This window comes from Roseovarius sp. ZX-A-9, from assembly GCF_028369135.1.
Taxonomy (GTDB): Bacteria; Pseudomonadota; Alphaproteobacteria; order Rhodobacterales; family Rhodobacteraceae; genus Roseovarius.
In genome coordinates this window covers 1-12,414 of record NZ_JAPWHW010000043.1, presented here as the reverse complement: position 1 = coordinate 12,414, position 12,414 = coordinate 1, and the positions used below count along the sequence as shown (strand labels likewise).

At 57.5% G+C, this 12,414-nt stretch carries 9 protein-coding genes; all 9 read right to left on the bottom strand.

The genetic code is table 11. From position 1 onward, the window contains the following. Window positions 1-359 precede the first annotated feature (359 nt). Window positions 360-1,391, bottom strand: a complete 1,032-nt coding sequence (locus O3306_RS21870) for a DUF4268 domain-containing protein (RefSeq protein WP_272011457.1) — start codon at window positions 1,389-1,391, stop codon at window positions 360-362. 13 nt (window positions 1,392-1,404) lie between these two features. Continuing rightward, window positions 1,405-4,365: a type I restriction endonuclease subunit R gene (locus O3306_RS21865; RefSeq protein ID WP_272011455.1), complete on the bottom strand. Its 2,961-nt coding sequence runs from the start codon at window positions 4,363-4,365 to the stop codon at window positions 1,405-1,407. Next, the gene (locus O3306_RS21860; protein WP_272011453.1) at window positions 4,362-5,573 is read right to left on the bottom strand and encodes a restriction endonuclease subunit S; all 1,212 of its coding nucleotides are present in this window, start codon (window positions 5,571-5,573) and stop codon (window positions 4,362-4,364) included. The genes O3306_RS21865 and O3306_RS21860 overlap by 4 nt, the downstream gene beginning before the upstream one ends. Further along, window positions 5,566-7,074, bottom strand: a complete 1,509-nt coding sequence (locus O3306_RS21855; protein WP_272011451.1) for a type I restriction-modification system subunit M — start codon at window positions 7,072-7,074, stop codon at window positions 5,566-5,568. The genes O3306_RS21860 and O3306_RS21855 overlap by 8 nt, the downstream gene beginning before the upstream one ends. Continuing rightward, window positions 7,071-8,570 carry a type I restriction-modification system subunit M gene (locus O3306_RS21850; protein WP_272011449.1) on the bottom strand — a complete coding sequence of 500 codons (1,500 nt, stop codon included), beginning with the start codon at window positions 8,568-8,570 and terminating at the stop codon, window positions 7,071-7,073. Before O3306_RS21850 ends, O3306_RS21855 begins: the two co-directional genes overlap by 4 nt. Before the next feature lie 75 nt (window positions 8,571-8,645). Further along, on the bottom strand, window positions 8,646-9,167 hold the full coding sequence (locus O3306_RS21845) for a hypothetical protein (protein WP_272011447.1): 522 nt from the start codon (window positions 9,165-9,167) through the stop codon (window positions 8,646-8,648). Next, window positions 9,164-10,486 carry an HD domain-containing protein gene (locus O3306_RS21840; protein ID WP_272011460.1) on the bottom strand — a complete coding sequence of 441 codons (1,323 nt, stop codon included), beginning with the start codon at window positions 10,484-10,486 and terminating at the stop codon, window positions 9,164-9,166. The genes O3306_RS21845 and O3306_RS21840 overlap by 4 nt, the downstream gene beginning before the upstream one ends. A 198-nt stretch (window positions 10,487-10,684) precedes the next feature. Next, on the bottom strand, window positions 10,685-11,059 hold the full coding sequence (locus tag O3306_RS21835; RefSeq protein WP_272011445.1) for a hypothetical protein: 375 nt from the start codon (window positions 11,057-11,059) through the stop codon (window positions 10,685-10,687). After that, window positions 11,056-12,363, bottom strand: a complete 1,308-nt coding sequence (locus tag O3306_RS21830; RefSeq protein WP_272011458.1) for a recombinase family protein — start codon at window positions 12,361-12,363, stop codon at window positions 11,056-11,058. Before O3306_RS21830 ends, O3306_RS21835 begins: the two co-directional genes overlap by 4 nt. Between the last annotated feature and the right edge of the window lie 51 nt (window positions 12,364-12,414).

Sequence of the window (12,414 nt, the reverse complement as noted above, 5' to 3'; positions counted from 1 at the left end):
GCGCGAAAACTAAAAATGTAAAATCAATGTCTCGATGTGGAGAGGGTTCGACGCCAGACCCGTTCCCTCCGCCACTTACCCTAGGAAAACGTTTCTCCCGATCCGGCTGCGGCCGAATTTTTCCCTTATATTCAAGGGTTATGCGGGAGGGGCTGTTAACCGGCACCTGGGTCAGCATGCCCAAAGGTGTTCTCTCCGGGCCGATATTCTCTGGACCTGTTGCCTGAACAAGTTTGGTGAATTTTCTGTAAGGTGCTGAAAATGCGTATACCTTTCATGCCGACGGCTAAGCACTTCGAGGCCAGTGGCGTTCCCCAAACGGGACTGAAATCGAACTCTGAAATTCGTTCGCATTCTCTCTACTCTGGAATCTGAGAAGCGCCGGTCGAAGCGCCGACTTCGCGATCTTGCTGCCAGTCCTCGGCATCCAAATCTCGCAAGCGAGCGAGGAATACTCTGTGAAAATCGTTGACCTTGGCAGCGAGCCACTCGTGCTGCCGAGGCCAATCGCTCTCGTCGTCCGGATCGACATCCGTCAAATAAATCGAGATGCGGCTATCGCGCCGCGTGGGTAGTTCCTCCCATTCGAGTGGATAGTTGAGCTCTTGTTCAATGGCTTGCTGTTGTTCGCGGAGTAGATGAAAGAAAGCCTTCGCTTGGTCGCCTGCGATATACAATTCTGCTCTGATCTGCCTTTTCGGACGGATCATCACTGCTCCAATATTGAAGCCCGTTCGGCCAATCGAGTATCCCATCCACGATTGCGGCTGCGGCTTGCGGCCACCGGAAACGGGCCCAGCAGCTTGGTCCAGGGCTTGATGGAAGGCTGTCCAGTAGGCTCGCTGCTTTACCCGCGTGTCAGAAAGTTCCGACTCGTCAATTGCTCTCGCGGCTTGCGCGACCGAGCGTGACCAATCGTTCGGCTTGGATACAATGTTGAACTTCGGCGCAGCCGGCGAGTCGCCAATCCTCCACAGCTCCACCTCCAATCCGAAGAAACGGAAGGTCTCGTCCGTGATCTTGTTTAGCCAGTCAAGCGTCGAACGATGTTCTTCGGTGAAGCGAGCGGCAACCCATACAATTGTCACGGCCTCCAATCCTGAGGCATATGTCAGGAGTTGCCCAAGGTGCCCGTGGTCGGTACGTTCGAGCTGGTTCTCGACCAGCACCCATTCCCCGGTTCCGATGTCCTTGCAAAGGATGTCGGCCCGGAAAGGTCCAACGGCCTTCTCCTGTGCTTCTAATTCTAGGTCGATACCGAGCGCTTCGCCCAAGACCACTAGGTTTTCTTCGCGCGCGAGCCAAGGAGTGAAGTCGCTGGATTCGCTGATCCAGATATCACGTAGTTCGACGCGGGTAAGTCGACCAAGATCGTTCTTTGAAATCGTCATAATAGCCAGCCTATCAATAATACTCACGAATGTAGCCGTAAGCTCGCTCGAACAGCTCAACGTCCTGGTGCAGCTTGTATTTGAACAGGGTCTGTCGCAGAGCCTTTTTTACCTCGCGTTCGCCAGCATGGGTGGCCTGCCATCCATCAAACCGGACTGCGCGAACAATTTCGTCGATGTCATCGACGACGCGCCGAACCATGATCGGGGTCTCTCCATTCTTGGCTTCTTCGAAAAGATCGGTGAGAGCCGCCTTACCCCGATCAATGTCTTCTTCGACAGGGGTTGCGCGTTCCATTTTGACGACATCCTTTGCGAGCTTGAGCAGCTCCTTCAGGAAATCGATACTGAGAAGCAAACCTTGCTGATGCCGGTTTTTCAGGTCCTCGAGTCGCTCGGCCAATGCCTTGTATTGAGGATTTCCGGCGTGCTTTCGAAGGCGGCCTGTCAGCTTTACGGAGATTTCCTTCGCTTTCTTCTCAGGGTCGGGATTGCCGAGAACCGCTTCCAGAAGTTCCGCGTCCATGACCAGGGTATCGAGGTCGTCTCGCACCGCGTCAACGTGGACGTTCTCGTGGATCAACTCGATGGTTTTTGCGCCAAGGCGATGCCAGAGAAGTCGACCGGTGCCGGTTGATGGCTTCAGCGACTCGTACACTTGCGCCAACCAACGATAATCCTTCTCGTGCGGTGTCAGAATTGGATCCGGCGAAAGCGCCTCCCAGATGCGATTCAAGATACTGAAGTCAGAGGCGAAGGCGTCGCGCCGCTCGTCATTGGGCAGGCAGTCCTGCGCGGCGATCAGGCCCTCGTAGCCGGTAAGGCTTCTGTCGACGCCAGCGAAGTATTCCAGGCATTTCTGGATCGCTGACGGCAGCATCGCCGCCAGTTCGGAAATGTTGGAAACGGCTTTCTGAACGCCTTTCTCGTCGAATTTCAGCGCCTGTGCGACGTCATCGAAAATCCCGAGGTAGTCCACAATCAGGCCGTGGGTCTTCTGCTCGCCATAGGGACGGTTTGTCCGGCAGATCGCCTGTAGCAGTGTGTGATCGCGTAGCGGTTTGTCCAGATACATCGTCTGCAGGATCGGAGCGTCGAACCCCGTCAGCAGCTTTGATGTCACGATGATGATCTTCAGTGGGTCTTTGGGGTCGCGGAACCGGTCAAGGAGCTTCTCTTCCGCATCCCGGTCGCGCCTGTAGGCGGCATACTGATCCTCGCCGCTGTTGACCGACATGACGATGTCAGACGTCTCAGGCGGCAGGTGCTTGTCGAGTTCCTGCTTGTAAAGCAGACAGCTTTCGCGATCGAAGGTCACGACCTGCGCGCCGAAACCGTTGGGTGCGACCTTTTCCAGATAATGCTTGGCGATGTCGCCACAGATTGCCTGGATGCGCTCGGGGGCCTTCACGAGAATCGACATCTTGGCGGCGGCACGGCCGAGCTTGTCCTTGTCCTCGTCCGTCAGACCATCGGTCAGTTCGGCATAGGCCGCCTCGATGGCCTGCTGGTCGATATGCAGATCGACGAGCCGCGGCTCGAAATGCAATTCCTTGGTTGCGCCATCACGGATCGAGTCGTTCAGGCCATAGCGGCTCATGTAGCCGTTCTCGTCGATCTCGGCGCCGAAGGCGTAGAAGGTGTTGCGGTCGGCGCGGTTGATGGGCGTTCCCGTCAGGCCGAACAGGAACGCGTTTGGCAGTGCTTCACGCATCTTGCGACCCAGACCGCCTTCCTGCGTGCGGTGCGCCTCGTCGACCATGACGATGACGTTGTCGCGGTCGTTCAGCACGCCATCGGCCTCGCCGAATTTGTGGATCGTGGTGATGACGACCTTTCTGGTGTCCTTGGATAGCAGATCGGACAGTTCCTTGCGGCTATCGGTGCGCACCAGGTTGGCCATGTCAGCGGCGTAGAAGGTGCCAGCAATTTGGCTGTCGAGGTCGATGCGGTCGACCACCACCAGCACGGTCGGGTTCTTCAGTGCCGGGTGCAGCCGCAGCTTGCGGGCGGCGAACAGCATCAGCAGCGATTTGCCCGACCCTTGGAAGTGCCAGATCAGGCCCTTGCGCACATGACCGGCGACGACGCGCTCGACGATCTTGTTGACGCCTTCGACCTGCTGGTAGCGGGCGATGATCTTGATGCGCTGCTTGCCCTTCTGCGTCGCGAAGGCGGTGAAGTTGGCGAGCAGGTCCAGCACCATCGCGGGGCGGAGCATGTCGGTGACGGCCTTTTCGACCTCTCCCATCGACTGCAACACATCTTCATCCGTGCGCCACGGACCCCAGAGATCGACGGGCATGCGGACAGAGCCGTAGCGGTATTCCTTCCCCTCGGTGGCGACGGAGAAGACGTTGGGCACGAACAGTTCCGGTATGTTCTTCTCGTAATCGTCATGGACCTGAAGTGCTGCGTCGAGCCAGCTTTGGCTGGAGCGGACCGGTGTTTTGGCCTCGATCAGGACAAGCGGCAAGCCGTTGACCAGCAGCACCAGATCAGCGCGCTTTTCGGTCTTGCCCGCGCGGAAGGTGAACTGCTGGGTGACGACAAAGCTGTTCTGTTCGATGTCGTCGAAATCGATCAGGCGAATGGTGACATGCTCGCCATTCGCGCCAAAGGGCATGGAGCGTTCGCCGAGCATCCAGGCACCGAATTCCTCGTTGGCCTTCACCAGCCCGTCCGAGCGCGCGCTCATGACGATGGCGCGCAGGCGGTAAAGGACATCGTCCACGCGGCCCGGATTGGCGGCGATGTCGGGGTTCAGGCGGATCAGGGCATCGCGCAGATAGGGCTCGACCAGGGCCTCCTGCGACTGGCGCGGCAGGTCGGCGGGGCCCACGAAATGCCAGCCAAGGCCGGAGATCGCGCCACCCTGCCGAGCCAGGCCGGGTGTGACGGTGGCCGGGCCGCTCGTCCCGGTGAGACGGTCGCGGATGAAGGCTTCGACGGTGTTGGCTTCGTTGAAGGTCATTGGGCTTCGACCTCCGCAAATGCTGCCTCAGAGAGTTTTCTGGTAAGATGTTTCGCTTTTTCAAATCGCGCTTCGGCGTCACGATAGCGTTTTTTCAGTTCGTTCAGCTCATTAACGAGACGTGTTTGGTGATCCAATGGCGGCAACGGGACCTGCATTTTCCGCAGCGTGTCGATTGATAACTCGGCCCGCGTAGATCCTACGATTAGCGAGGTTGTATATCGACGAAACGCGGGGCTGGCGTAAAGGTGGACAAAGAAACTCGGGTCAATCAGAGAATCGTTAAATCTTAGTTTTGCGAGTTCTCGGCTGAGATTCCCAGAGAAGTGCTCCGGAACAACCGCAATCTCCCCTATTGTGCCCTTTATGGAAATTACTACATCGCCTTGGATAACTCTACTACGCCGATATGTCCGTTCAACTTCGACGGGAGCACGATGGATATTATCTACAAAATTGCCAGACAGGTTATGAATTGCGAGGGTTTTAACTCCGTCTGGAGTGTAATCACCGACTTGGACGATGCCGTAGCAAATTGGTGCGTCTTGCTGGATCAAGTCTCCAAGTAGCTCAACTCGCCAGCCTTGAGGCAACCACTCCGATGGTTTGATTCCGGTGCGAGATGGCTTTGCAAATGCAGCGAGCGAAGCGGAGTCGTAAAGCCGATCCAGAGCATCCCGAAGCTGTCGTGCGCTCTCCAAGACATCCCGGCCAGCTGAAAACGCTTCCATCAATCGTGCCTGCTCTTGGAGAGGTGGAAGTAGGAATTCGAAGCTTGCAAGGCTCGTCCAGTTCGTGCGCGGTGACAGCGAGCCCGCCGACGTGCCGACCGCGTGATCGAAGAACGCATCGCTATGACAAATGAATGGCAGAAGCTCCGGCATCAGCGCATCGCTGGACGGTTCCAAGACGTAGATGTCACCCGAGCAGACACCTTCAAAATCGGCCACGGCCACCTTGCGCTGATAGGCGCGGCGCTTGCCGAACAGAACCTGCCCCGGTTTGAACACTGAGGTGAAAGTCGTGCCATCGGCAATATCGGCCCATCGGCGAATACGCAGGTCGCCGGGCTCAATATGCTCCAGCCCAACAACACGCTCGTAACCCTCGGCTTCAGGGTCTTTCGCCCGGAGCTTTGAAAGGCGCACCACATCGCCAAATGCTACACGGGTCCAGCCAGCCTTGTTTGAAATCACCTGCTCAAGCATCGGCATCCTCCGCCGGTTCTAATCCATCCAGCATATCGACCAGCGCATCCATGCCGGTCCAGAAGCCGCGCCCCTCGGCATCGAAAATGTCCCAGGCGGCGGTCAGGGTCACGGCCTCGCCCACCGGCACCTCTGGCTTTGGCTTCTTCACATAGCGGGCGATGGACAGGTTGCCCTCGGCCGCCAGCACATCGGCGGTGCTGACAACGCTGGCGAACCCCGGCGCATCGGTGAAATCCTGATAGGCCGCAAGGATGCGCTCCTGATCCTGTGGCCGCAGAAAGCTCTGCGCCCGTTCGCGCGCGATCTCGGCCACCGCGTCGATGAACAGGATCCGCCCTTGCCGGTCGGCTGGCTTCTTGCTGCGACAGAGGATGACGCAGGCCTCCATCGGCGAGTTGTAGAACAGCCCCGGCCCGAGCCCGAGCACGCATTCCACCAGATCGGCCTCGATCAGCTTGCGCCGCATCTCGGCCTCTTCGTTTCGGAAGAGCACGCCATGCGGGAACAGGATCGCGCAACGCCCGGTTTCGGGGTCCATGGCTTTGAGGATGTGCTGGAAGAAGGCGTAGTCCGCGCGTCCCTGCGGCGGGGTGCCAAGGAAGTTGCGCCCCCAGACATCCTTCTCCCACGCGCCGCGGTTCCATTTCTTGATGGAATACGGCGGATTGGCGAGGACCACGTCGAAGGAGCGCAGCGCGTCGCCTTCGGCAAAGGCCGGGTTAGCGAGCGTATTGCCGCTGGCGATGTGGAAGTCCGACACGCCGTGGATGACAAGGTTCATCCGGGCAATGGCGGCGGTGATGGTGATGAGTTCCTGCCCGTAAAGGCCAATGGTGCGTGTGTCACCGCCGCGCCGCTTCGCTTCGGCAAGGCAGGAGATCAGCATGCCGCCGGTGCCGCAGGTCGGGTCATAGATGCTTTCGCCCGGTTGCGGCTCCAGCATCTGCGCCATGAGGTGGACCAGCGTGCGGTTGGTGTAGAATTCCTGCGCGGTGTGGCCGCTGTCGTCGGCGAACTTCTTGATGAGGTATTCGTAGCCGTTGCCGAGTTCGTCCTCCGGCACTGCGGCGAGCGTAAGATCGTGCTTGGAGAAGTGTTCGATCAGGTTCTTGAGCGTGGCATCGGGCATCTGGCCCTTGTCGGTCCAGTTGGCGTTGCCGAAGACACCCTGCAGCCGCTCGGGGTTGGCCGCCTCGATAGCGAGGAAGGCCGAGAGCATGGCCCGCCCCACGTCCTTTGGCGCGCTGCGCACGTCGTTCCAATGCGCGCCCTCGGGGATGACGAAGCGGTCATTGGCCGTGGCGGTCGCGTAGCCCTCGTCGCCGGTGTCGTCGAGCGCCTCTTGGTAATCCTCGTCCCAGACGTCGGAGAGGCGTTTGAAGAACATCAGCGGGAAGATGTACTGCTTGTAGTCGCTGGCATCGACGAGGCCACGGAGCAGCGTCGCCGCACCCCAGAGATAGCTTTCGAGTTCGCGCTGGGAGAGGTGTTCGGTCATTGCAGCCAGCCTCCCTCGGTCAGAACCTTGCGCAGATGATCTTCAGCTGCCCGTGCATCCGAAAGGGCCGTCTTGAACGCATCTACGGCCTCGGGGAGCGGTGGAATGTCCTCGCCGATGGGCGGCAGCACGTAGCGGGAGATGTTGAGCGTCCAGCCTTCCTTCTCGATCTCGTCGATGGTGGCGACCTTGGCGCGATCCTCGACATCCTCGAAAGCGCGATACCAGGAGACGATCTCGTCGCTATGGTCATGGTCGAGGAAGTTCTGCGCGCGGCCTTTGCGGAACAGGCTGGAGGCGTCGATGATCAGGACCTTGTTCTTGCGCTCGGCCGGCTTCTTGCGTCGAAGGACGACCACGCAGCCTGCGAGCTGCGTGCCGTAGAACAGGTTCGGGGCTAGGCCGATGACCGCCTCAATCATATCATTCTCGAGCAGTGCCTGGCGGATGTTGCCTTCAGCGGATTTCCTGAACAGGGCTCCCTGCGGTAGAACCACAGCCATCCGGCTGTTTCCGGTCTGTGCCATCGATGCGATCATGTGCTGTACGAAGGCGTAGTCGCCATAACTTTCTGGTGGGATGCCATACTGGGCGCGCCCCCATGGATCGGCCTCCCAGAGCTCGCGCCCCCATTCTTTGAGTGAGAAAGGCGGGTTTGCGATCACGCAGTCGAAGGTGGCGGTTCCGCCGGTGCTGGAATCTGTAAAAGCCGGGCTGCGAAGGGTGTCTTCCCGGGCGATCTGGAAGTCCTCGATCCCATGCAGGACGAGGTTCATCCGCGCGATCGCGGACGTTGTCAGGTTCTTCTCCTGGCCGTAAATCTTGCCGTAAAATGTACGCGGGTCACCACCTTTGCGCATAACGTGCTCGATCGCGCCTAGCAGCATGCCGCCGGTGCCGCAGGCCGGGTCATAGATGCTTTCGCCCTCTTGGGGATCAAGGATTTCAACCATCATCCGAACGACGCTACGCGGCGTGTAAAACTCGCCTGCTTTGTTACGGCGCGTGACGTCGGCGAACTTTCCGATCAGGTACTCGTATGCGTCGCCGAGAACATCGGTGCTGACTGCGGTGTTCCCAAGTCGAATGTCCGAGAAGCCCTCGATTAGATCCTTCAGCAGCTCGTCTGAGAACTTTTCCTTGTTACCCCAGTCGGCTGTGCCAAAAACGCGAAACAGCGTATCCGGATTGGCCCGTTCAATTTCCTGCATCGCCCGATGAAGAGCGGCACCTACGTTTGCTGCGATCTCACGAACGTCATTCCAGTGACAGCCATCAGGCACGACAAATCGATGGATCTCGGGGAAGAGAGACGGGTCAGCCTCCCCATAGATTTCCTGCGCTTCAACGGTTTCTTCGTCCCAGACATCCGAGATCCGCTTGAAAAACAAAAGAGGAAGGATGTAGCCTTTCCAATCAGTTCTATCAACGGCTGAGCCACGCAGTGTGTTCGCTGCATCCCAAAGAGATGCTCGGAGCTCATTGTTTTCTTGCATCGTCTTTGCTCCGTTGAATGGTGTTTCCGACCTTTGGCTTGCCAGCTCACCGACAACTGAGTGGATGTTATTACCCTAAATGTCTGGGAGCGATTCAGGAAGCGGCAAGCTCTTGAAGCGACCGTATAGTGTCTTGGCAAGGTCAAGTCTGCCATCCGTTGTTTTCTCTGGCTTCCTACGCTCAGTTTCGCCCCAAGGGTCAGCTTCACCGACGCTTGCCAAGTAAGCTGCTGTCGCGGCCAGTTCCAAGGCAATCGGATTTGCAGACTTGGCAACGGAAACGAGCATCCGGTAAGGGTCGTCCCCATCTCCTTCATATTGTGCATGTGAACTAAACACAGAATAAGTGCCGCCCCAGCCCGAGCGTTTTTGAGTCTCTTCGAAGTCAAAGAGAAGTGGGGCAACATCTACAGCCGACGCCAAGTCTTCGCTAAAAGGACCATAGTGCTTGTAAGAAAAACGATAGCCGCTTCCAAGTCCTGCCAGCTCCAAAAGAAATGCTGTCTTTTGAAGCCTAGTTCTGCCAACCAGCTCTCCATCGGCCGCCGCAACCATACGGACTACTTCCTCGATATCTCTATGTGTAGTTGTGCTCATTCTCCCTTCACCTCCTTTGATTTTGCTTTGATTATGTCGTTTACCAGCGCCTTCAGATCGTCAGTTGGAAACGGAATGTAGGCCCGGTCTAGCCTGAAAGGGCGAATTGCTTCTACAATTGCCGAAACCTCTTTCAAATCTACAAGATTTCCGTTTTGTCGAATTAGGATTTGATTGAGGGGGCCTGTGTCTTCCTGGAATTCTTTGTACGGGATCCGCTGAGTGCTATCGATCCAGATTGGGGGGATTTCGGCCTCTTGCTCTGTGGCCCAGTCTTCCAGTGCAGTGCGGGAAAGCAAGATAGCCTTCTCAATCACCTCTTGTGGCGCGCTTTTCCCGAGCTCGTTCATTACAGATGCTCGGAGATCGATTGCCTTTGGAAGCTTTCGCTCTTTCAACATAATCGCCAATTGCGAGATTGAAGCATCTTTAGATGCGCCAATCTCATTCAGAGACCCCCAAACAACTGAGTCATCTAGTTGAAGGGCATTAGCTAGGGAATCCGGATTCTCGGCAAACATTGCAATTGGGTTCAATCCGGACAATCCAACCTGATCGGCATTACCTTCCGTAGACAGCCGGAGCGCGCGCTCAAAAAGATGAAAAAACACCTTCTCTGCTGATCTGGTAGCTTTGTGGAAATAAACTGTCGGATAGAGCTGAAATAAGCCAACAACGTATGTCTCGGCTGCGTAAATTGCTTTGCTACTAAGGACAAAGGTCTCCACTTCGCCAACTTTTTCCTCACCGACTCCGAAGGGGACGCTGTCAATTTCAAGATTGGCAATTAGCCATGTGAGATCAATCTCACTGTGTTGCGTACCAGACATCAGTCGGTCACGCTGCATATAATCTAAGCGGTCGGCATCAAACTGGCTCGACACCACTGCAGAATATATGTCTGCAGGAGTTTTCGCACCAATGATATTTGCTACTTGGATCGACATGCCGGGATGGTACTCGTCCAATATCGCCGCAACCTCAGTATTTTGAATTATCTCGTCGCTTACGTCTTCGTGTTTGGCATACTTCAAGTCTAATCTTTTGCCGATTGTCTCAAAAGAATGGCTGAAAGGGCCGTGCCCAACATCGTGCAGGAGAGCTGCGGTAAGGGCGGCCTCTGCTCGATACTGATCAAAGTTGTCAGTACCAATATGGCGCTTAATAATCTGCATTAGCCGTCGGGCGTTGTAAAAGACACCAAGACTGTGGGCAAATCGAGTGTGAGTAGCGCCAGGATAAACAAATTCTGAGAAACCAAGCTGCCTTACTCTACGAAGCCTCTGAAATGGAGGTGATTGGATTACACGCCAAAGCATTTGCTCGAATCGACCAGTGTCGAATTCGATCAAATCGTGTAGCGGATCACGTATCCTCTGAGCGCGCCCCTTGGGTCCAAGTGCCATAGAAAACCTATTTGTGCCTTAACAACACCATATCGTGTGCATTTCGGTTCGACAACGACGAAAACCTAAGCACGAAAAGGAACATTAGTGGAACATTTGGGGTGCGACATGTCAAGCGAGTTGCCGTCGCCAGTCCATCGGAAATGGCTCGAGCAGCTGCCCCAAAGTAAGTTCTGACACCTGAACCCCATCAAGAATCGCCCCGACTATGTCGGGCGAGAGCAGCGTGAGCCGCAGCACCCGCGTCATGTAGGACGGCGCGATCCCCTCCCGCTCCGCCAGCTCGGCGACGGTCGTGAACTCGCCCGACTCCAGCATCCGCTTCCAGCGAAACGCCCGCGCCAGCGCCTTGACCAACGTGTTATCCATCTTGCTGTGCCCATATGCCCCGTCCGGCAGCTGCATCTCCTTGCGGCCGCCGCGTTTCACGAGACGGAACGGGACATGCACTGTCACCGTTTCCGGCACTGCCTCCGCGCGGGTCATGCTGCCGTCCCGAGATCGGCCATCATTTCTCGTGCCAGTCCGGTCAGGCCGTCCACGCGGAGCCGGACGTTCAGGCCTTCGGTGCTGATGTCGATCCGCTCGACCAGCAGCGCCGCAATACGTGCCTGCTCGGCCGGGAACAGCTCATCCCACAGCGGATCGAGTTGGGTCAGTGCGTCACGCGCGTCGGCCTCGGTGATCTCGCCGTCCTGTGCGTGTGTCGCTTTCCATGTGCCCGCAACAATCTCGGGTTGGCGAAACACGGCGCGGAGCTGGTCGATGACGGCGGCTTCGATCTCACCAGCCGGGACACGGCCCACCGAGCATGACCCGGCGCCGTGTTTCAGAACCGTCTGGCTGACATAGTATCGGTAGAGCTTACCGCCCTTGCGGGTGTGGGTCGGCGAGAAGGCTGCCCCGTCGGGGCCGTAGAGCAGCCCTTTCAACAGCGCAGGCGTGTCGGCGCGGGTGCGAGCGGCACGCTTTCGAGGGCTTACGCTCAGGATGGCGTGGACCTTGTCCCAGACATCCCTGTCGATGATGGCATCATGCTCGCCGGGATAGCTGTTCCCCTTGTGGACCGCCTCACCAATGTAGGCGCGGTTGTTCAGCAGGCGATACAGGTACTTCTTGTCGATCCGGTTGCCGCGCGGCGTGCGGATGCCGCGCTTGGCGACCTCGCGGGCCAGTTCCGTGCCTGAGCCGATCTCGAGGAACCGGTCGAATATCCAGCGGACATTGGCGGCATCGGCCTCCTTGATGATCAGCTTTCGGTCCTTCACCTCGTAGCCCAGCGGTGGTACGCCGCCCATCCACATGCCTTTCTTGCGACTGGCTGCAAATTTATCGCGGATGCGCTCGGCCGTCACTTCTCGCTCGAATTGGGCGAAGGACAGAAGAATGTTCAGCGTCAGCCGCCCCATGGAGGTGGTGGTGTTGAACGACTGAGTGACGGAGACGAAGGTCACATCATTCCGGTCAAAGACCTCGACCAGTTTGGAAAAATCCATCAGCGAACGCGACAGCCGGTCGATCTTGTAGACCACGACGACATCGACCAGCCCGTCTTCGACATCGGCGAGCAGCCGTTTCAGGCCGGGGCGTTCCAGCGAACCGCCGGAGATGCCGCCATCATCATATTGATCGCGGACCAGTACCCAGCCCTCCGACCGTTGGCTGGCGATATAGGCCTCGCAGGCCTCCCGTTGGGCGTGCAGGCTGTTGAACTCCTGCTCCAGCCCTTCCTCGGAGGATTTCCGGGTGTAAACAGCGCAGCGCAACTTTCTGACGATCGGTTTGGTCATGCGCCCCTCCGATGGTTTTTCAGGCCGAAGAACACCCAGCCGTTCCAGCGC

Coding starts and splice junctions, on each gene's coding strand:
- O3306_RS21870 (WP_272011457.1), bottom strand. CDS start 1,391: ATGACGATTTCAAAGAACGATCTTGGTCGACTTACCCGCGTCGAACTA.
- O3306_RS21865 (WP_272011455.1), bottom strand. CDS start 4,365: ATGACCTTCAACGAAGCCAACACCGTCGAAGCCTTCATCCGCGACCGT.
- O3306_RS21860 (WP_272011453.1), bottom strand. CDS start 5,573: ATGCTTGAGCAGGTGATTTCAAACAAGGCTGGCTGGACCCGTGTAGCA.
- O3306_RS21855 (WP_272011451.1), bottom strand. CDS start 7,074: ATGACCGAACACCTCTCCCAGCGCGAACTCGAAAGCTATCTCTGGGGT.
- O3306_RS21850 (WP_272011449.1), bottom strand. CDS start 8,570: ATGCAAGAAAACAATGAGCTCCGAGCATCTCTTTGGGATGCAGCGAAC.
- O3306_RS21845 (WP_272011447.1), bottom strand. CDS start 9,167: ATGAGCACAACTACACATAGAGATATCGAGGAAGTAGTCCGTATGGTT.
- O3306_RS21840 (WP_272011460.1), bottom strand. CDS start 10,486: ATGCTTTGGCGTGTAATCCAATCACCTCCATTTCAGAGGCTTCGTAGA.
- O3306_RS21835 (WP_272011445.1), bottom strand. CDS start 11,059: ATGACCCGCGCGGAGGCAGTGCCGGAAACGGTGACAGTGCATGTCCCG.
- O3306_RS21830 (WP_272011458.1), bottom strand. CDS start 12,363: ATGACCAAACCGATCGTCAGAAAGTTGCGCTGCGCTGTTTACACCCGG.